Annotated in this window: 15 protein-coding genes and 2 tRNA genes; 14 read left to right on the forward strand and 3 right to left on the reverse strand. The window is 72.5% G+C overall.

Translation table 11 applies throughout. The features are described 5' to 3' along the window. Positions 1-28 precede the first annotated feature (28 nt). The 3 genes from rsfS (at position 29) to ACIO1C_RS07935 (ending at position 1,250) form a co-directional block, all read left to right on the forward strand. The gene (gene rsfS, locus ACIO1C_RS07925) at positions 29-460 is read left to right on the forward strand and encodes a ribosome silencing factor (RefSeq protein ID WP_401859706.1); all 432 of its coding nucleotides are present in this window, start codon (positions 29-31) and stop codon (positions 458-460) included. Further along, the gene (locus tag ACIO1C_RS07930; protein ID WP_401859985.1) at positions 457-1,110 is read left to right on the forward strand and encodes a histidine phosphatase family protein; all 654 of its coding nucleotides are present in this window, start codon (positions 457-459) and stop codon (positions 1,108-1,110) included. Before rsfS ends, ACIO1C_RS07930 begins: the two co-directional genes overlap by 4 nt. A gap of 67 nt (positions 1,111-1,177) precedes the next feature. After that, a tRNA-Ala gene (locus ACIO1C_RS07935) sits at positions 1,178-1,250 on the forward strand. A 141-nt stretch (positions 1,251-1,391) separates the two neighbouring features. Here ACIO1C_RS07935 and ACIO1C_RS07940 read toward each other — a convergent pair. Continuing rightward, entirely contained in the window at positions 1,392-2,252 is an 861-nt protein-coding gene (locus ACIO1C_RS07940) for a helix-turn-helix transcriptional regulator (RefSeq protein WP_401859987.1), read from the reverse strand. A 216-nt stretch (positions 2,253-2,468) separates the two neighbouring features. On the opposite strand from ACIO1C_RS07940, the gene ACIO1C_RS07945 reads away from it, so the two are divergent. From ACIO1C_RS07945 to ACIO1C_RS07955, 3 genes are all read left to right on the forward strand, one after another. Then, positions 2,469-3,854 (forward strand): MFS transporter, encoded by a 1,386-nt coding sequence (locus tag ACIO1C_RS07945; RefSeq protein ID WP_401859989.1) that lies wholly within the window; start codon positions 2,469-2,471, stop codon positions 3,852-3,854. A gap of 192 nt (positions 3,855-4,046) precedes the next feature. Further along, complete coding sequence (locus ACIO1C_RS07950; RefSeq protein ID WP_161312004.1) at positions 4,047-4,280, forward strand: hypothetical protein; 234 nt, start codon at positions 4,047-4,049, stop codon at positions 4,278-4,280. A gap of 127 nt (positions 4,281-4,407) precedes the next feature. Then, positions 4,408-4,480 (forward strand) — tRNA-Ala (locus tag ACIO1C_RS07955). 74 nt (positions 4,481-4,554) lie between these two features. Here the strand turns inward: ACIO1C_RS07955 and ACIO1C_RS07960 are convergent. Then, complete coding sequence (locus tag ACIO1C_RS07960; protein WP_401859708.1) at positions 4,555-6,141, reverse strand: ferredoxin; 1,587 nt, start codon at positions 6,139-6,141, stop codon at positions 4,555-4,557. Next, complete coding sequence (locus ACIO1C_RS07965; protein WP_401859710.1) at positions 6,138-7,775, reverse strand: hypothetical protein; 1,638 nt, start codon at positions 7,773-7,775, stop codon at positions 6,138-6,140. The genes ACIO1C_RS07960 and ACIO1C_RS07965 overlap by 4 nt, the downstream gene beginning before the upstream one ends. Before the next feature lie 488 nt (positions 7,776-8,263). Between ACIO1C_RS07965 and leuS the strand changes: the two genes are divergently transcribed. The 8 genes from leuS (at position 8,264) to holA (ending at position 19,464) form a co-directional block, all read left to right on the forward strand. Continuing rightward, on the forward strand, positions 8,264-11,158 hold the full coding sequence (leuS, locus tag ACIO1C_RS07970) for a leucine--tRNA ligase (protein WP_401859712.1): 2,895 nt from the start codon (positions 8,264-8,266) through the stop codon (positions 11,156-11,158). Positions 11,159-11,300: 142 nt separating this feature from the next. After that, on the forward strand, positions 11,301-12,020 hold the full coding sequence (locus tag ACIO1C_RS07975) for a hypothetical protein (RefSeq protein ID WP_401859714.1): 720 nt from the start codon (positions 11,301-11,303) through the stop codon (positions 12,018-12,020). A gap of 166 nt (positions 12,021-12,186) precedes the next feature. Beyond that, positions 12,187-13,032: a DegV family protein gene (locus ACIO1C_RS07980; RefSeq protein WP_401859716.1), complete on the forward strand. Its 846-nt coding sequence runs from the start codon at positions 12,187-12,189 to the stop codon at positions 13,030-13,032. Between the two features lie 448 nt (positions 13,033-13,480). Continuing rightward, positions 13,481-14,167 (forward strand): helix-hairpin-helix domain-containing protein, encoded by a 687-nt coding sequence (locus tag ACIO1C_RS07985; protein WP_401859718.1) that lies wholly within the window; start codon positions 13,481-13,483, stop codon positions 14,165-14,167. Between the two features lie 8 nt (positions 14,168-14,175). Beyond that, complete coding sequence (locus tag ACIO1C_RS07990; RefSeq protein ID WP_401859990.1) at positions 14,176-16,839, forward strand: ComEC/Rec2 family competence protein; 2,664 nt, start codon at positions 14,176-14,178, stop codon at positions 16,837-16,839. A gap of 344 nt (positions 16,840-17,183) precedes the next feature. Beyond that, positions 17,184-18,074 carry a YceI family protein gene (locus tag ACIO1C_RS07995; RefSeq protein ID WP_401859720.1) on the forward strand — a complete coding sequence of 297 codons (891 nt, stop codon included), beginning with the start codon at positions 17,184-17,186 and terminating at the stop codon, positions 18,072-18,074. Between the two features lie 23 nt (positions 18,075-18,097). Continuing rightward, positions 18,098-18,343 carry a hypothetical protein gene (locus ACIO1C_RS08000; protein ID WP_327236685.1) on the forward strand — a complete coding sequence of 82 codons (246 nt, stop codon included), beginning with the start codon at positions 18,098-18,100 and terminating at the stop codon, positions 18,341-18,343. A gap of 134 nt (positions 18,344-18,477) precedes the next feature. Beyond that, positions 18,478-19,464, forward strand: coding sequence for a DNA polymerase III subunit delta (gene holA, locus ACIO1C_RS08005; RefSeq protein ID WP_401859722.1), 987 nt, complete (start codon positions 18,478-18,480; stop codon positions 19,462-19,464). The last annotated feature ends 97 nt before the right edge of the window (positions 19,465-19,561 follow it).

Genomic DNA, 19,561 nt, shown 5'->3' on the forward strand with positions numbered 1-19,561 from the left:
CCACGACCGCCGACACGAAAGCCTGCTTGTGACCGCAACCGAACGTTCCATCGAGCTCGTCACCGTCGCCGCCCAGGCGGCCGCCGACCGGCTCGGGCACGACATCATCGCGTACGACGTCAGCGATGTGCTGTCGATCACGGACGCCTTCCTGCTCGCGTCCGCGCCCAACGACCGCCAGGTCAAGTCGATCGTCGACGAGATCGAGGAGCAGATCCAGAAGCAGCTCGGCATCAAGCCGGTGCGCCGTGAGGGCGACCGTGACGCCCGCTGGATCCTCCTCGACTACGTCGACATCGTCGTCCACGTGCAGCACACCGAGGAGCGGGTCTTCTACGCCCTGGAGCGGCTGTGGAAGGACTGCCCCGAGCTGCCCCTGCCCGAGGACGCCGTGAAGACCCGCACGAAGGCCCCCGAGCCCGCCGGGATCGCCGGTGACACGGACGGTGAGCTGAGCTGAACGGCAGCGGACGCGGCAGAGGACGCCGCATCGTCCTGTGGCGGCACGGCCAGACGGCCTGGAACCTGGAACGCCGCTTCCAGGGCTCCACGGACATCGAGCTGACCGCCACGGGCGTGGCCCAGGCGCGGCGGTCCGCGCGGCTGCTGGCGTCCCTGCGGCCCGACGCGATCGTCGCCTCCGACCTCTCCCGGGCCGCGGCCACGGCCGCCGAGCTGGCCGGCCTCACCGGCCTGGAGGTCGCACACGACGCCGGGCTCCGCGAGACCTTCGCGGGGGACTGGCAGGGGCTGACCCACGAGGAGATCGTCGGCCGGTTCGGCGACCAGTACGCCGCGTGGAAGCGCGGTGAGCCCGTGCGGCGCGGCGGTGGCGAGCTGGAGACCGAGGTCGCCGACCGGGCCGCCCCGGTGGTGCTCCGGCACGCCGAGAAACTGCCCGACGACGGCACGCTCGTCGTCGTCAGCCACGGCGGCACGATCCGCACCACCATCGGCCGCCTGCTCGGCCTGGAGGCGCACCACTGGGAAGGCCTCGGGGGCCTCTCGAACTGCTGCTGGTCCGTCCTCGGCGAGGGCGCGCGCGGCTGGCGGCTCCTGGAGCACAACGCCGGCACACTCCCCGAGCCGGTTCTCGGCGACGACGTCTGATTTCACTTTCGGGCTGGTCGCAGGCTAAAGTTCTTCTAGTCCGCAGCGCGCGAGCGCGAGGACACGAGGGGCTATAGCTCAGTTGGTAGAGCGCCTGCATGGCATGCAGGAGGTCAGGAGTTCAATTCTCCTTAGCTCCACAATCAGTCGCACGGACTCTGGATCCCGTCCCCGCAGGGGACGGGATTTTTGTTGTCGGCGGTGAGGCCAAGGATCAGGCGCGGTCAGCCGTAGAAGGGTCCCGCGGCCGTCCACGACTGGGTTCCGACCCGCCCTGGCCGTCAAGGCCTCAGGGTGCGCTGTGCGCGCAGGAGCGCCGTGCGTTCGCGGCTCTCCTCGTCGCCCGGTGTGTAGACGACGATCCGGCACTCCGGCATGCCGGTGATCGCCAGCGAGACCGACGTCATCCGTATCTCGCCCACCTCCTTGTGGTGGAAGGTCTTCGTCCTGGCGCCCGACGGCGCCACGTCCCCCCGCTCCCACAACTCGGCGAAGTACGGGCTCGCGTGCGCCAGGCGGCGGATGAACGACTCCCAGACGGGCTCTCCGACATGCCGTCCGTACGTGGCCCGCAGGGTCGCCACCATCATCGGCAGCTCCCTCTCCGGATGGACCAGCGGGCAGCGCGTGTCGGGCACCGTGAACAGGACCCACAGCACGTTCCACGGATCGGCGGGGCGCGGAGGCACCTCCTCGAAGAGGTCGGTGTACGCCCCGTTGGTCGCCAGGATGTCGTACCGCCCGTTGTAGACCACGGCGGGGAGCGGGTCGAGCGTGTCGATGATGCCCTGGACCTCCGGGGTGACGGCCAGCGGATCCGTCTCCGGGTCCGGGTCGTGCGGCACCTCCGCCAGGTGGTACAGATGCTCCCGCTCGGTACGGTCCAGGCGGAGCGTGCGCGCGATGGCGTCCAGCACCTGGGCCGAGGCGTTGATCGGGCGCCCCTGCTCCAGCCACGTGTACCAGGTCACACCCACCCCGGAGAGCTGGGCGACCTCTTCGCGCCGCAGGCCGGGCGTGCGGCGCCGCAGCCCCGGGGCCATGCCGACGTCGGCGGGGGTCACCCGCGCCCGGCGGCTGCGCAGAAAGGCCGCCAGCTCCGGCCTGCGCCGGTTGCCGCGTGTGGTGTGCTGCACGGTCATCGTGGTCACGCCCCCATCGTGCGCTTCTGGAGAGGCTGCTGCCAGGTGGTGCCAGTACCAGGATCAAGGGGCTCTGGTTACCCGTATCGAAAGCACCGCAGGCTCGGTGCCATGACCACGACCCCTTCGGCCGCGAGCCCCCCGGCCACGACCTCCGCCCACCCCGGCAGATCCGTTCGACCCAGTAAAGCCGGGACCACTGACAAGCGGCCCGGCATGCTGCTCGCGGTGGTGCTCGCCGCCCAGTTCATGGCGCTGCTCGACGTCTTCATCGTCAACGTCGCCGCGCCCACGATCCGTACCGAACTCCACGCCTCCGGCGCCGGGTTGCAGATGGTGATCGCCGGCTACACCATCTCGTACGCCGTCCTGCTGATCACCGGGGCCAGACTGGGCGATCTGCTGGGCCACCGGCGGATGTACCTCGGCGGGCTCGCCGTCTTCACCGTCTCCTCGCTCGCCTGCGGACTGGCCTCGGGCACGGGGCAGCTGATCGCCTTCCGGCTGGTCCAGGGCGCCGGCGCGGCCCTGATGATCCCTCAGGTGCTCAGCCTCATCCAGCGCAACTTCACCGGCGAGGCGCGCGGGCGCGCGCTCGGCGCGTACGCCGCCGTGCTCGCCACCGGCGCCGCGGCCGGGCAGGTCGTGGGCGGACTGCTCGTCAGCGCCGACCTGTTCGGGGAGGGCTGGCGGCCCGTCTTCCTGGTCAACGTGCCCGTGGGCGCGGTCCTGCTGGTGCTCGGCGCCCGGGTGCTGCCCAAGGACCGGCGCGGCGAACCGGAACGCTCGCGCTCGCTGGACCTGCCGGGCCTGGTGCTGCTGGCCGGGGCCGTGTCGCTGCTGACCGTGCCGCTGGTGCTCGGTCAGGAGGAGGGCTGGCCCCTCTGGTCCTGGCTGTCGCTGGGGGCGTCCGTGGTGTTCTTCTGCGGCTTCCTCGTGTTCGAGTCCCGGCTCGCCCGCAACGGCGGAGCCCCGCTGATCGCCCCGCGTGTGCTGCGCATTCCGGGGATGGCCCTGGCGGCCGTGCGCATCCTGCTGGTCATGGCCGTCAACGCCGGTTTCCTTTTCTCCCTCACCCTCTACATCCAAGGCGCCCTCGGCTACAGCCCGTTGCGCGCGGGACTGTCCTTCGCACCGACCGCCGTGGTCTTCGGCCTGATCGGCCTGACCTGGCGCACCTGGCCCCAGCGGCTTCACCAGGCCCTGGTCCCGGGCGGGTTCGCGCTGGCCGCGGTCTCGTCCGTCGCCGTGGGATGGGTGCTGCGCGACATCGGCGACGGCGGTGTCGCGATGTACGTCGCCTTCATGGGCCTCGGCGCGGGTCTGTCGCTCGGCTTCAGCCCCGTACTTGCCCGCGCCTTGGCGACCGTACGCCAGGAGGACGCGGCCGACGCCAGCGGACTGCTCGCCACCGTCACCCAACTCGGCCAGCTGCTCGGGGTCGCGACATTCGGGACACTCTTCCTGAACCGTCTGGACGCCTCAGGACCCGGCGGGGCCGCGGACGCGCTGTGGATCTGCATGCTCGCGCTCGCCGGCGCGAGCGTCCTGGGCGCGGCGGCCGGTCTCGGCGCCGGGCGAAAGGCACCTACCGTGCGCTGACGTCCGCTATGAGCCCTCACCGGCAGGCCTTTTCATGCTGACCCCGTTGCGCGGGCGTGGCAGAATCGGACGGCCGGAGGGGGACGCCGGCCTGGACCCGGAGGGAGAGCGCGCATGTCCGCCAGCGGCGTCGAGGGGGACGATGACCTGCCTGCCACGGCGGAGGTCTGCGGCCGCAGCCGGAGCTGAGTGATGGGTGCTCACAGGCGTAAGTGCGACTGGTGCGGCAGCGGTACGCCGATCGTCAGGGACATGGATCCGCTCCACGCCGACTTCCAGTACTGGTGCGAGGAGTGCGCACGGGCACTGATCATAAAAGGCGACCCGATCGAGACCTACCGTGAGCTCGAAGGTGAGCCCATCTACGGACGTCTCCTCGACGAACACTGCACGCTCAAACGCTTCTACTCCTTCGCGACCGCCTGACGACGTCCTTCGCGACACGGTCGCGAAGGACGTTCGGTACCAGGCGTCTCCGTACGGAGGGGAATCGATTTGGTGCTCGGCGGGAGGGACCGTTAATGTTGGCGACACCGCAGGGGAGACCCGGCGCGGGGCTATAGCTCAGTTGGTAGAGCGCTTGCATGGCATGCAAGAGGTCAGGAGTTCAATTCTCCTTAGCTCCACAGCGAATCGGTTCCACAGCGAAGACAACAACAAGAAGCGGGCCACCCGGATCGGGTGGCCCGCTTCTTCGTGGTCAACCCCGGCCGGGGCCCAGGGCCTTGCGGCCGCCGCCGGGCGGCAGCGCCGTGCGGGCGGGCCGTTCCGGCTCGGGCTGCTCGATACGGAGCGCCAGCGCCGGGCAGCGGCGCACGGCGCGCTGCGCGCGGCCCCGCATGTGCATCGGGACCGACGCGTCCGCGAGCGCCGGGTAGCCGTCGGGGCCCAGCCTGATCAGCTCGGGCACGATGTCCGCGCAGAGCCCGTGGCCCTGGCAGAGCGTCCAGTCCACGGCGAGCTTCTCGCCGCTCGGGATCGACTCCTCGGCCTCCTGGTAGCCAGGACCCGGCAGCGGCAGCACCCCGGTCGTCTCGCGTCCGCAACCGCCGTGCAGCATGTGCGCGGCCAGGTCGTCCGTGAACGCCGACAGGGTGGAGGCGAAGAAGCGCGCGGAGCCGTCGGGGTGCTTGCACGCGCCCCGGCCCTTGACGGCCTGGGTGACCGCCCGCAGCGCCTCCAGGGCGGTCGGGCCGCCCCCGTTGATCACGTCGGACAGACCGCCGGCCGCGGCGGGCAGACCGAGCTTGCAGGGGCCGCACTGGCCGGCCGTCTCGGCCGCGAGCCAGTTGGCCACCCGCAGGGCCTCGCCCAGCGGGCAGGTCTCGGGGCCGATGGGCAGGATCGCCCCGGCGCCCAGCGAGCCGCCCACGGCCGCCAGGGACGCCCGGGAGACGACCGCCTCATGGGCGGCCACCGCGTCGATCCAGTTGCCGTGGTAGCCGCCTGTGAGCACGCCCTGGGGCAGCGGCGGGGCGCCGGCCATCTGGAGGACGTACCGCAGCGGCACGCCGGTCGGCACCTCGATGACCATCGGCCGGGCGACCGCGCCCGACACGGTGAGCATGACGGTGCCCGGCTCGTCCTCCAGCCCGGTGTGGCCGTACCGGCGGGCGCCGATCCGGGCGCCGACGGCCAGTTGGGCGTACGTCTCGGCGTTGGAGAGCAGGGTCGGCGCTCCGCCGACACCGGACTCCGCCGCGCGTTCCCGGCGGCCCGGCGGCAGGGCGGGCCCGCCGCCGATGGCACGGATCACCGCCGAGGCCTCGCCGGAGACCATGCGCTCGGGCGTACGGACCACCCGCGCGCGCAGCTGCTGGCCGCGCCGGTCGGACAGACCGCGCTCGGCGAGCGCCGCCCGCATGGATACCTCCGTGGAGTTGCGGGTGACGGCGACGACCAGGGTGCGGGCGCCGAGCGCCTCGGCGGCCAGCAGAGCGCCGTCCAGGATCAGGTGCGGCGCCCGGTTGAGCAGCACGGTGTCCTTGCGGCACGCGGGCTCGCCCTCACTGCCGTTGATCACCACGACGGGCCTGACCCCGCGCCGGATCGACGCCTGGGCGACCGCCCGCAGCTTCTTGCCGAAGGGGAAACCTGCGCCGCCGCGGCCGCGCAGGGTGATGTTCTCGGCGAGCTGCGCCAGCCGCTCACCGGTCATCGGCTGGAGCGGGCCGTGCACCTTGAGGTGCATGGGCAGGTCGAGCCGCTCGACCAGGTCGAACCCCTGCGTCAGCTGGGGCAGGCCGACGACGCGGACTTCGGGTACGTCGGGGAGAGGGGCGTTCACGGTCGGTCTCCTGCGGGTGCGTTCCAGGGCTCCCCGGCCGGGGGCTGGTAGAGCGGACCCGGCGGGGGCTCGCTGCCGGGACGGGGCCCCGTTCCGTCGTACGTCGCGCCTTCGTAGGAGGGCCCGACCGGGGAGGCGGGCGACTGGCCCGTGTACGGAGGAAGGTTGCCCGTGTCGTAGGCGGGGAGGGCGCCTGTGTCGTACGCGGGGATCGAGCCGGTGTCGTACGGGGAGGCCGCGTTGGGTCCGTAGACGGGCACGGAGCCGGTGTCGTACGCAGGGGTCGGGCCCGTGTCGTACGAAGGGACGGAACCGGTGTCGTACGCCGGGACCGACCCGGTGTCGTACGGGGGTGTCGAGCCCGTGTCGTAGGAGGGGACGGATCCCGTGTCGTACGGGGAGGGAGCCGGCGCGGGGGGAGCGAAGGCCTGTCCGGGCGGCGGCGGGGAGGGCGCCGGCCAGGAGCCGGGACGGCCGGTGGACTCTTCGGTGATGATCGGCAGTTCCTCGGTCATGGGGATGCGTTCGGCGAGCGGGACGTCACCGGACGGGGGACCGGACAGCGGGCCGGACGGGGAGCCGGGCGCCGCGCCGTAGGGCGGTGTCACCGGGAGTACGGCGGTCGGGTCCGTACCCAGGGAGACCGCGCGGTAGCCGGCCGAGAGGCCGGTGCCGGGTCCGGACACCGGATCGGGTGCGCGGCCCGAGAACGGGTCCGCGAACGCGTCGGACAGCGCATCGCCGCCCGAGCCGCCCGCGTACAGGCCCATGGGGGCCCGCTCCGCCTCGTACAGCGGCGGGGACGGCGGGGCGAGCCGCGGCGGGGTCCGCGGCCGGCCGAGGGGGGCACCCAGCGGCTGCGCCGAGAAAGAGGGCTCACGGCGGAGCTGCTCGTACTCGGGCCGCGGGGTGAGGCCCGTCGCTCCGGGCAGCGGATCCGACGACAGGTCCCGGAGCGACTGCTCCGGCTCCGTCGTACGGCGCTGCCCGCCGGTCAGTGCGATCAGCTGGTCGGCGATCCGGTTCTGGACCGGGCGGGGGAGGAGCCGCAGGGACACGGCCGCCGCCACTCCGACGAGCGAGACGCAGTACATCGTGGTGACCCAGGTCGCCGCCGGCCGGCCCGTGTAGAGGCCGTGCACCAGGGCGAAGCACCAGGCCGGATAGGCGAGCATGTGCATCGCCCGCCAGCGGCCGGCGATGCGGCCCGGGGTGGCGAAGGCACTGCGCATCGCCCCGGTGGTGGCGGCGACGATCATCAGGAGTCCGGCGAGCGAACCGAAACCGATGAGACCGTTCGTACCGGTCATCCCCAGGCCGAACGGCACCACGGCGCCGATCAGCGAGACGTGCCCGAGCGACACCTTGACGGTGACGTGCAGCAGGAGGAAGCCGAGCGAAGCCACGGCCGTCGCCCGGTGGATGCCCTGCGCGAGCAGCCTGTGCCGCGAGGAGAGCAGCAACCGGTCGGTGGCTATCAGCCCCCACGCGACGGCCGCCGTCAGGGACACGAGGGAAAGCACGCCGGCTGCGAAATCCAGCGCGGCGCGGAAGGCGTCGCCTGTCGCGACGGCGAGAAGGGGTACCAGTACCAGTGCAGCGACGGTCAGCCCGCCCTGGACCTGTCGGCTCATGCCGGGGTCCAGTGCGGGCGACGAACTGATCCTGCGATTGCGAGAAGGGTTCATGGGGTCGACTCCGAATGGCTCGGGAAAGCGGTCCCGTTGCCGCATGCTAAGTGGAGCGATACCAGGCAGAGACCGATTCTCAGGTTTAACCAAGGGAAGGTGAGGTAACTGACTTTGAGCTTGCCCCGGATAGGGGCGATACGCGGAGTAAGGCGCTCCCCAGTGATCGGCGATCGCCGTCCACGGACATGCCGATCCTCCCGATCACGCTTCCTGGTCCCGCCGACCCGCCCCGCCGGATCTCCGGTGCGGGCCGTCCGGGCCCTGCGGTACCCTGACGCCATGCGTGCCGTACGCCTTCTGCTTAGCGGGCCGCGCTGATCAGTCCCGACGGATGAGAGATCCGGTCGGAATCGGCGCGGCTGACCCCTCCTGTGCGAGGGGCTTTTTTCATTCGCCGCAGGCAGAGACGATCGATGGAGCTTCGAAGGATCATGAGCGAGACGAATTCCGCTGCCGCCGAGACGGCTCACGCCGCCACCGAGACGGCCGCGCCGCACCGCTACACGGCTGCCATGGCCGCCGACATCGAGGCACGCTGGCAGGACGTCTGGGCCGCCGAGGGCACGTACGAGGCGCCGAACCCCACCGGTGACCTGGCCGGGGATCCCGGGCTGGTCGCGCGGCCCAAGAAGTTCATCATGGACATGTTCCCGTACCCCTCCGGCGCGGGCCTGCACGTCGGGCACCCGCTGGGGTACATCGCCACGGACGTCTTCGCCCGCCACCAGCGCATGACCGGCCACAACGTCCTGCACACGCTGGGCTTCGACGCCTTCGGCCTGCCCGCCGAGCAGTACGCGGTGCAGACCGGCACGCACCCCCGGGCCTCCACCGAGGCCAACATGGAGAACATGAAGGTCCAGCTGCGCCGGCTGGGCCTGGGTCACGACACGCGCCGCTCCTTCGCGACGATCGACCCGGACTACTACCGGTGGACCCAGTGGATCTTCGTCCAGATCTTCAACTCCTGGTACGACGAGGAAGCGGACAAGGCGCGGCCGATCGACGAGCTGATGGCGCAGTTCGAGAGCGGACGGCGCGCGACGCCGGACGGGCGCCCCTGGAGTGCGCTGGACGCCGTCGAACGCGCCGACGTGCTCGGCGAGTACCGGCTGGCGTACACCTCCGACGCCCCGGTCAACTGGTGTCCCGGTCTGGGCACGGTCCTGGCGAACGAGGAAGTCACCGCCGAGGGCCGCTCCGAGCGCGGCAACTTCCCGGTCTTCAAGCGGAAGCTGCGCCAGTGGAACATGCGCATCACGGCCTACGCGGACCGTCTGCTGGCCGACCTGGAGGCGCTGGACTGGCCGGACGCCATCAAGGCGCAGCAGCGCAACTGGATCGGACGCAGCGAGGGCGCGCGGGTCGACTTCCCGGTCGGTGACGCCGGTGCGATCACGGTGTTCACGACCCGTCAGGACACCCTGTTCGGCGCCACGTACATGGTGCTGTCCCCGGAGCACGAGCTGGTCGAGCGGATCGTCCCCGCCGCCTGGCCCGAGGGCACGCACGAGGTGTGGACGGGCGGCCACGCGACCCCGGCCGAGGCCGTCGACGCGTACCGCAAGCAGGCCGCGTCGAAGTCCGACGTCGAGCGGCAGGCCGAGGCCAAGGACAAGACCGGTGTCTTCACCGGCGCGTACGCGACCAACCCGGTCAGCGGCGAGCCCGTGCCCGTCTTCATCGCCGACTACGTCCTGATGGGGTACGGCACCGGCGCGATCATGGCCGTCCCGGCGCACGACAGCCGTGACTTCGCGTTCGCGCGCGCCTTCGAGCTGCCGATGCGCTGTGTGGTCGAGCCGTCCGACGGCCGGCCGGCCGACCCGGCGGAGTGGGACGACGCGTTCGCCTCGTACGACGCGAAGATCATCAACTCCACGAGCGACGAGATCGGCCTGGACGGGCTGGGCGTGGTCGACGCCAAGGCGAAGATCACCGACTGGCTGGCGGCCCGGGGCATCGGCGAGGGCACGGTCAACTTCCGGCTGCGCGACTGGCTGTTCAGCCGGCAGCGCTACTGGGGCGAGCCCTTCCCGATCGTGTACGACGAGGACGGCACCGCCCACGCGCTGCCCGAGTCGATGCTGCCGCTGGAACTGCCCGAGGTCGACGACTACTCGCCACGGACGTTCGACCCGGACGACGCCGACACCCAGCCCGAGCCGCCGCTGTCGCGGAAGCAGGACTGGGTGGACGTGGAGCTGGACCTGGGCGGCGGTGAGGGGGTCAAGCGCTACCGCCGCGAGACCAACACCATGCCCAACTGGGCCGGTTCCTGCTGGTACGAACTGCGCTACCTGGACCCGCACAACAGCGAGAAGCTGGTCGACCCGGCGATCGAGCAGTACTGGATGGGCCCCCGCGAGGGGCAGCCGCACGGCGGCGTGGACCTGTACGTGGGCGGCGCGGAACACGCCGTACTGCACCTGCTGTACGCGCGCTTCTGGTCCAAGGTGCTGTACGACCTGGGGCACATCTCGTCGGTCGAGCCGTTCCACAAGCTCTACAACCAGGGCATGATCCAGGCGTTCGTCTACCGGGACGGCCGGGGCATCGCGGTGCCTGCCACCGAGGTCGAGGAGCGCGACGGCGGGTACTGGTACCAGGGCGCCAAGGTCACGCGCGTACTGGGCAAGATGGGCAAGTCCCTCAAGAACGCGGTCACTCCGGACGAGATCTGCGCGGAGTACGGCGCGGACACCCTGCGTCTGTACGAGATGGCGATGGGTCCTCTGGACGTCTCGCGTCCTTGGGACACACGCGCGGTGGTCGGCCAGTACCGGCTGTTGCAGCGGCTGTGGCGCAATGTCGTCGACGAGACGACGGGCGAGGTCACCGTGGTTGACACGGAGCCCGGCGAGGAGACGCTGCGCGCGCTGCACAAGGCCGTCGACGGCGTGGCGCAGGACATGGCGGGCCTGCGGTTCAACACCGCCATCGCCAAGGTCACCGAGCTGAACAACCATCTGACGAAGGCGGGCGGTCCGCTGTCGCGGTCGGTCGCCGAGCGGCTGGTGCTGCTGATCGCGCCGCTGGCCCCGCACATCGCCGAGGAGCTGTGGCGGAAGCTGGGCCACACCGACTCGGTGGTGCACCAGGACTTCCCGGTCGCCGACCCGGCGTACGTCGTGGACGAGACCGTGACGTGTGTGGTGCAGATCAAGGGCAAGGTCAAGGCGCGTCTGGAGGTGCCCGCGTCGATCTCGGACGCGGAGCTGGAGGCGCTGGTGCTGGGCGAGGCGACGGTGGTCGCGGCGGTGGGCGACGCGACGATCCGGAAGGTGATCGTCCGGGCGCCGAAGCTGGTGAACATCGTCGTGTGACGGCTTAGGGCTTCCCCTTACGGGCAGGTTGAGGGTTCCTACGGAACCCTTTGCCTGCCCGTTCCGTTTACGGTGGAAGAAGCACAGTTGAAGCCACAGCGGACGAACGACATGTTTCCGACCCAACCCCCGAGGGGCGCTCATGGAAGCCGTGATCCTGATCCTGGCGCTACTCTTCGTCGCCTTCGTGGCGCTGGGGGTGTTCGTGAGCGTCAAGGCGGTCAAGGCGGCCAAGCGGGGGGTCGACCGTACGATCTCGCAGGCCCGCAGGGCCGTGGAGGACACCACGCTGCGCGCGCGGAGCATCGGGCAGCTGGGTGTGCCGGGCGAGCTGGCGCAGCTGCGGGTCCGGTTGCGTACGTCGATGAAGGCGACGCAGGACGCGCTGCACGCGGGCGCGGCCGAGGACGCCTCGCTGTCGGAATCGATCGCGCTGTTCGAGCGTCTGAGCGTGCACGGCAGGGAGCTGGACGACGACCTCAGGCAGATGGAGCGTGACCCGGACCGGGCGAGGGTCGCGGAGCGGCTGGCGGGTCTGCGGGAGCGTACGGAGCGGATCACGCGTTCGGCGGACTCGCTGCGGTGGGCGGCGCGGGACCGGGCGCGGAAGTTCGCGGAGGACGACCTGTCGTCCCTGAGCGAGCAGATCGACGTGGAGTCGGGGGCGCTGCGGCACTGGTCGACGGTGGAGGAATCGGCGGCGGCGCACGAGGCGTCGGCGGCGCCGGGCCAGTGGCCGTCCGAGGGGCGTACGGATGCGGAGAGGGGTGCGGCGGAGGCGATCGAGCCCCCGGTCCCCCACCGGAACGTCTATCCGTGGCAGAAGCCGGCCAGGCAGGCCCGCCCGGAGACCTCGAACTGACCGGGACCGGGATCGTGAAGTCAGGGACACGGGACCGGTAGGTGGATCTTGAAGTGACGGGACACGGGACCTGTAAGTGACGGATTCGACGCCGGTCCGGACGGAAGCGATCATTGAGGCGGTCCCGGGCTGCCGACCGGGGGCGACGGCGGGTAACCTCCCGCTCATGTCCCGCCATGTCGCGATCGTCACCGATTCCACGGCCTACCTGCCGCCCCAGACGATGGAGCGGCACGGCATCACCGCGGTTCCGCTGACCGTCGTGCTCGGCGACCGGGCGTGGGAAGAGGGCACGGAGATCTCGGCCCGCTCGCTGGCGATCGCCCTCCAGAAGCGACGCTCCGTGACGACGTCCCGGCCGAGCCCCGACGTCTTTGCCGCCGCGTACCGTACGGCCGCCGAGGCCGGCGCGAGCGGGATCGTTTCGCTCCATCTGTCCGCCGAGTTCTCCGGTACCTACGACGCCGCCGTACTGGCCGCCAAGGAGGCTCCGGTGCCGGTGCGGGTGGTGGACACCGGGATGGTGGCGATGGCGCTCGGGTTCTGCGCGCTGGCGGCGGCCGAGGTGGCGGAGGCGGACGGCACGCTGGACGAGGCGGTGGCGGCGGCGGAGAAGCGGGCCGCCGGAACCTCCGCGTACTTCTACGTCGACACGCTGGACTATCTGCGCAGGGGCGGGCGGATCGGCGCGACTCAGGCGCTGTTGGGCTCGGCCCTGGCGGTGAAGCCGCTGTTGCAGCTGGAGGGCGGGCGCATCGAGATGCTGGAGAAGGTACGGACGGCGTCGAAGGCGATCGCCCGGCTGGAGGAGATCGTCGCGGAGCGCGCCGGGACGGGTCAGGTGGACATCGCGGTGCACCATCTCGCGGCGCCCGAGCGGGCGACGGCGCTGGCCGAGCGGTTGCGGGAACGGATTCCGGGGCTGATGGACCTGCACGTCAGCGAGGTGGGCGCGGTGATCGGGGCGCACACCGGGCCGGGGTTGCTGGGGGCTGTGATCTCGCCGCGCTGATGCGTGGCTGACACGTGCGGGCGATACGTGGGGAGACACGTGTGGGTGACGGAGTTATCCACAACGGGTCGGTTGTCCACCGGAATTGAGGGTGATCCGCGAGGTTCGGCGGATGTGCCTAACGTGTTGAGGCATGACATTCCGAACACGTTCCGTGACCAGTTCCCCGACCAGTGGCCCGGGCCGGGCGCCGGGCTCCGACAGCCGTGCGCGGTACGGCCGCCGTCTCCGCACGCGTTCTCGCGGGGGCGGATCCACGTCGTCCACGACCTCCACGACGCTGCGGCTCCGGGCGGACGCGCTGTTCACCGATGGGCCGAACGGTGGCGGACTGTCACCGCCGAGGCGGACGGGGGAGGGCCTGCGGGTTGCGGCGCGGCCGCGAGGTGTCGCGGCTCCCGCCGCGCCGTTCACACGCGCCGAACTGCCGGCGTCAGCGGCGCCGTCCGTGTCGGCGACGCCGGAACGCCCGACGGCGGGCCGGAGGCGGGAGCGGGTGGCCCTGGCGGTCCGTGACCGGCTGCCGTTGTGGCTTCAGCTCCGCTGCGGTCTGGAGCCCAGGGCGCTCGCCGCGCTCGCCGTGGTGCTGGTCGTGGCGGGGGTCCTGGCGGCCCAGCACTTCTGGTCGGCGCGGCCGAGGCCGGTCCAGGCGCCGCAGACGGTTCGGGCGGCGGCGGTGGTTCCGCCGTCGTCACCGCCCTCGGCGGCGGCCACGGACCGTGTGGTGGTCGACGTGGGCGGCAAGGTCAGACGGCCCGGGGTGCTGCGGCTGCCGGCGGGGTCGCGGGTGGCCGACGCGCTGCGTGCGGCGGGGGGCGTCGAGCCGGGCGCGGACACGACCGCGCTGAACCGGGCGCGGGTGCTGATGGACGGCGAACAGGTGGTGGTGGGCGTACCGGCCCCGCCCGTTGCGGTCGCGCCGACAGGGGGCCCGCGCCCCGCGGAACCGGTCGGCCTCAACACCGCCACGGCGGAGCAGTTGGACACGCTGCCGGGCGTCGGCCCGGTGCTCGCCCAGCACATCCTCGACTACCGCACCGAGCACGGCGGTTTCCGGTCCGTGGACGAGCTGCGCGAGGTGAACGGCATCGGTGACCGCCGCTTCGCCGATCTCCGCGCGCTGGTCCGGCCGTGACACGCCCGATCGGCCCGACGCGCCCGACGCGCCCGGCGGTCCACGCGGCCTCGGACAACCCCCTGGGGGCTGCGAACCCCCGCCAGGAGGGTCCGCCGGACCTGCGCCTGGTGCCACCGGCCGTGGCGGCCTGGGCGGCGGCGGCCCTGGTGCTGGGTGCTCCGGGCCTCTGGACGGCTGTGGGAGTCCTCGCCTGCCTCTTGATGGCCGGGCTGGTCCTGATCCGGACGGCGATGCGGGGGACGGGCGGAGGCGGCCGGTGGCAACGGGAGGCGGCGCGGAGCAGGACTGCGGGGCGGGGGAGGACTGCGGGGCGGGGGAGCGGGTCCGGGCCCGGCCCGCTCGGGGGAGTGGATGTGCGGCGGGGGCGGTCCCACGGGCTCGTTCCGGCTGGGGTGCGGTGGGGGCGGGTCAATGGGGTGGCTCTCGCTGGGGTGTTGCTCTGTGGGGCCGCCGGGGCGGCTTCCGCCGGGTTGTACGGGGCCGATCTGAGGCGGGGGCCGGTGGTGGGGTTGGCGGAGCGGTACGCACGCGTGACGGTCGAGGCGGTTGTCACCTCCGATCCACGGCCCACCCGGCCCAGGGTGTTCGGTGACCGGATGTCCGGTGGCGCGTTCCTCCTGGAGGCCGAGGTGACGCGCGTGACGGCGCCCGACGGTGCGGTCACCGCAGGGCGGACGCCGGTGCTCGTGCTCGCCACGCCCGGCGCGTACGCGGGGCGGTGGCAGGGGGTGCTGCCCTCCACCCGGTTGCGGCTGACCGGGCGGCTCTCGCCGCCGCTGTACGGGGACGACCGGTACGCGGCCTCGCTGCGCGTGGAGGGGGCCGGGCCGCCCCGGGTCACCGGGCCGCCGTCCCGCCCACAGCGGGTGGCCGGCGCGCTCCGGGCCGGGCTGCGGGAGGCGACCGAGGGGCTGCCGGCGGACGCCCGCGCGCTGTTGCCCGGGCTGGTGGTCGGCGACACGTCGCGGATCCCGCCCGACCTCCAGGACGCGTTCAAGGCGACGGACCTCTCCCACCTGACGGCCGTCTCCGGGAGCAACCTCACCATCGTCCTCGTCCTGCTGATCGGCCCGCCGGGACTCGCGCTCAGGGCCGAACGGCGCGGACTGGCGCCGAGGCTGAGGATCTCGCTGCGGTCGACCGCGCTGCTCGGCGGGGCGCTCACGCTCGCCTTCGTGGTGGTCTGCCGGCCTGATCCGAGTGTGCTGCGGGCCGCCGCGTGCGGGGCGATCGCCCTGCTCGCCATCGGTACGGGCCGGCGCAGGTCGCTGATCCCCGCCCTGGCCGGCGCCGTCCTGCTCCTGGTGCTGTACGACCCCTGGCTGGCGCGGAGTTACGGATTCCTGCTCTCCGTCCTGGCCACGGGCGCGCTGCTCACGCTCGGGCCCCGCTGGAGCGCGGCGCTGGAGCGGCGCGGGGTGCCTCCCCGGCTCGCCGAGGCGCTGGCCGCCGCCGGGGCCGCGCAGGCCGTGTGCGCGCCGGTCGTGGTGGTGTTCGCGGCCCGGGTCAGCCTGGTGGCGATCCCGTGCAATCTCTTCGCCGAGCTGGCCGTGGCCCCGGCCACCGTGCTCGGCTTCGCCGCCCTCGCCGTGGCGCCGATGGCGATGCCCGTCGCCGAGGCGCTCGCCCGGTGCGCGGGGTGGCCGGCGGGGTGGATCGCCTCGGTGGCCCGGCGCGGGGCCGCCCTCCCGGGCGCCGAGGCCGGCTGGCCCGGGGGCTGGTGGGGCGGGCTGCTGCTGGCCGGCCTGACGGTCCTCGTCCTGTTCGCCGCCCGGCGGATCCCACGCCACCCCTGGACCGCCGCGGGCTGCGCGGTGCTCCTGCTGCTCGTGATCCTGCGGCCGCCTCCGCTGACCCGGCTGGTGACGGGCTGGCCGCCGCCGGGCTGGACGGTCGCGATGTGCGACGTCGGCCAGGGCGACAGCGCGGTCCTGGCGGCCGGGGACGGCACGGCCGTGGTCGTGGACGCCGGTCCCGATCCGCTCCTCGCCGACCGCTGCCTGCGGGACCTCGGCGTCACGCGCGTACCTCTGCTGCTGCTCACCCACCTGCACGCCGACCATGTCGCCGGACTGCCCGGGGTGTTGCGGGGCCGCGCGGTCGGCGCGATCCAGACGACGCCGCTCCAGGAACCCCGGGACCAGAGCGCGTTTGTCAGGAGAACCGCTGCAGCGGCAGGGGTGCCCGTCGTCCGGGCGGGACCGGGGGAGCGGCGCAGGGTGGGGCCGCTGAGCTGGCAGGTGCTGTGGCCCCGGGCGGATCCGGTGGTGGGGGAGCCGAACGACGCCAGCGTCACCCTGTTCGTGCGCATCGCGGGCGGGCCCACGCTGTTGCTCCCCGGAGACCTCGAACCCCCGGCGCAGCAAGGGCTGTTGCGTGACCATCCGGCGCTGCCCCCGGTGGACGTCCTCAAGGTCGCCCACCACGGCTCCCTTTTCCAGTACCCCGGCCTGCTCAGGACCGTCCGTCCCCGGCTGGCCCTGATCTCCGTCGGCGCGGAGAACCTGTACGGGCATCCCTCGCCCCGGACGGTCGGCGCCCTGCGGGCCGGGGGCGCGGCGGTGCTCCGTACGGACACCGACGGGGCGATCGCGGTCACCGGGACCGGACGCGGTCTGCGCGCGGTGCCACGGGGCCCGAGGGGCGGGCCGAGGGGCCGGCCGGGATGACGGGGGAGGGTGGGGACGAGGGGGCCACGGACCGGTCGAGAATGTCTTGTTCTCGTGGGTCGTGGCCGGGTGCGGGGCCGGGTCCGTCATGGCCGGCTGCCGGACGTGACAGTGGGCGTTGGCCAGTCGTGACACTGGTCGCGGGGATGGGAACGGGGGTGTGGGGACCTTGATCGGACACGGTTCAATAACGGCCGGTAATACCGGACTCCGTACTCCGGCGTACGTTTGCCTCGAACGACGCAGGGGTGATCGAATGCCTATTCGTCATGGGCCGCCGCCCCGCCGAGGACGTACTGCCGTGCGCGGCCCCGCAGAGCCCAACGCACAGGGGTACGTAGCGCATGATCAGTCGCCTGCTCGGCCGACGGACGGCCGCTCACCAGAAGAGCAATCCACTCGCGGGACTGACGGTGCCCACCGGTGCGGGCCTGCTCACCTGTCGTGTTCTCGATCCCGTCAACGAGCCCGTCCGGCAGGCCGAGTTCACGGTCACCGACGGGAACGGGCGCAAGATCGTGAGCGGGGAGACCGATCCGTTCGGGACGATCGTGGCGATGGTCCCGAACGGCGAGTACCGGCTGGCGGTGTCGGCCGACAGCTTCAGCTCGTACCGGGGCAGTGTCTCGATCGCCGACGACGGCCAGCACGCCGGACTCGGCGACATCACCCTCCAGATCGCGCCCTCGCTCCCGCTGCCCGCCCCCGGCGAGTGGGAGATCGAACCGGCCCACTCCCGCATCGGGTTCATCGCGCGCCACATCGGACTCGCGCGGGTGCACGGGCGGTTCGACAACTTCGCCGGGGCCATCCGGATCGGCGAGACGATCGAGCAGTCGGCGATGCACGTCATCATCGGCGCCGCCTCGATCGACACGAACGTGCAGATGCGCGACGACCACCTGCGGTCGGCCGACTTCCTCGACGTGGCGAACTACCCGACGCTGGAGTTCTACAGCGACCGCTTCGTCCACCGCGGGGGGAACAACTGGGCGATCACCGGGGCGCTCACCCTGCACGGGGTGACCCGTACGGTCACCCTCGAAGCGCAGTACCTCGGCATGGGCAACGGCATGGAGGGCGAGACCCGGGTGGCCGTCCGCGCCTCCACCGAGCTGCACCGGGAGGACTACACGGTGAACTGGCAGTCCATGCTGGCGCGGGGGATCGCTGTCGTCGGCTCCAGCATCAGGATCGACCTCGACATCCAGATCGTGCCCAAGGGACAGGGGTAGCGGGAGAACGGGAGAATGCGGGGGTGAGCGACGTGAGGCATGTGCTGGTGCTGCCCGACCGTGACGCCGCGGAGGAGGTGGCGCGGGAGCTGGGCGAGCGGTTCGCCGTGACCGAGGAGCCCCAGCTCGTACGGGACGCCCTGGCCGGTGAGGACGACGCGGAGGACGCGCAGTGGCTCGTGGTCGTGGAGGACCCGCGGGCCCGCCTGGACACCGCCGAGCTGGACGCCTTCGTGGCGGACTGGGACGGGTGGCGCGAGGCGCCGTAGGCGCGCCGTAGGCGCGCCGTAGGGCGTGTCCGCGAGGTGGTGCGAGGCGCCGTGGCGGGTGGGCCGCCGGTCCGCGCGCGGTCGGTGGCCGGTGGCGGGGGGAGTGTCGGCGGGGCGTGCCATGCTGGTTCGCGATGGCCACCAGAAAAGCTTCCCCCGACGACCTGCTCGCCCCGCTCACGCTCGCCGTGGGCCAGGAGGACCTGCTGCTCGACCGCGCCGTGCAGCAGGTCGTGGCGGCGGCCCGCGCCTCCGACGCCGACACGGACGTCCGTGATCTCACCTCCGACCAGCTCCAGCCCGGCACGCTCGCCGAGCTGACCAGCCCGTCGCTCTTCGCCGAGCGCAAGGTCGTCATCGTGCGGAACGCGCAGGATCTCTCCGCCGACACGATCAAGGACGTCAAGGCGTACCTCGACGCGCCCGCCGAGGAGATCACGCTCGTCCTGCTGCACGCGGGCGCGGCCAAGGGCAAGGCGCTGCTGGACGCGGCGCGCAAGGCGGGCGCGCGCGAGGTCGCGTGTCCCAAGACCACGAAGCCCGCGGAGCGCCTGAGCTTCGTCCGCTCCGAATTCCGTACGCTGGGCCGCTCGGCCACCCCCGAGGCGTGCCAGGCCCTCGTCGACTCCATCGGCAGCGATCTGCGGGAGCTGGCGAGCGCGGTCTCGCAGCTGGCGGCGGACGTGGAGGGCACGATCGACGAGGAGATCGTCGCGCGCTACTACACGGGCCGCGCGGAGGCCTCCTCCTTCACGGTCGCGGACCGTGCCGTGGAGGGGCGTGCGGCCGACGCGCTGGAGGCGTTGCGCTGGTCGCTGTCGACGGGGGTGGCGCCCGTGCTGATCACCAGCGCGCTCGCGCAGGGCGTCCGGGCCATCGGGAAGCTCTCCTCGGCGCGGGGCGGCCGGCCCGCCGACCTCGCCCGCGAGCTGGGCATGCCGCCGTGGAAGATCGACCGGGTGCGGCAGCAGATGCGCGGCTGGACCCCGGACGGGGTGGCGGCGGCGCTGGTGGCGGTCGCCGAGGCGGACGCGGGGGTGAAGGGCGGAGGGGACGATCCGGAGTACGCGCTGGAGAAGGCGGTCGTCGCGATCGCCCGCGCGGCGCGGGCCGGTCGGTAGTGACCTCAAGCCCGTCCGGCGATTGAGGACCCTCCCCGTAGGGCGGGCATCGGGAGCGTGACGTTCGGGAGCGTGACGAAGGCCCCGGGGGTGTCCT

The organism is Streptomyces sp. NPDC087420 (assembly GCF_044744165.1).
Taxonomy (GTDB): domain Bacteria; phylum Actinomycetota; class Actinomycetes; order Streptomycetales; family Streptomycetaceae; genus Streptomyces.

Excerpts from the sequence above, each read along its gene's own strand:
- ACIO1C_RS07940 (WP_401859987.1), bottom strand. The coding sequence starts at position 2,252 with ATGACCGTGCAGCACACCACACGCGGCAACCGGCGCAGGCCGGAGCTG.
- ACIO1C_RS07975 (WP_401859714.1), top strand. The coding sequence starts at position 11,301 with ATGGAAGCCGTGATCCTGATCCTGGCGCTACTCTTCGTCGCCTTCGTG.
- leuS (WP_401859712.1), top strand. The coding sequence starts at position 8,264 with ATGAGCGAGACGAATTCCGCTGCCGCCGAGACGGCTCACGCCGCCACC.
- ACIO1C_RS07950 (WP_161312004.1), top strand. The coding sequence starts at position 4,047 with ATGGGTGCTCACAGGCGTAAGTGCGACTGGTGCGGCAGCGGTACGCCG.
- ACIO1C_RS07995 (WP_401859720.1), top strand. The coding sequence starts at position 17,184 with ATGATCAGTCGCCTGCTCGGCCGACGGACGGCCGCTCACCAGAAGAGC.
- ACIO1C_RS07965 (WP_401859710.1), bottom strand. The coding sequence starts at position 7,775 with ATGAGCCGACAGGTCCAGGGCGGGCTGACCGTCGCTGCACTGGTACTG.
- ACIO1C_RS07945 (WP_401859989.1), top strand. The coding sequence starts at position 2,469 with ATGCTGCTCGCGGTGGTGCTCGCCGCCCAGTTCATGGCGCTGCTCGAC.
- ACIO1C_RS07980 (WP_401859716.1), top strand. The coding sequence starts at position 12,187 with ATGTCCCGCCATGTCGCGATCGTCACCGATTCCACGGCCTACCTGCCG.
- holA (WP_401859722.1), top strand. The coding sequence starts at position 18,478 with ATGGCCACCAGAAAAGCTTCCCCCGACGACCTGCTCGCCCCGCTCACG.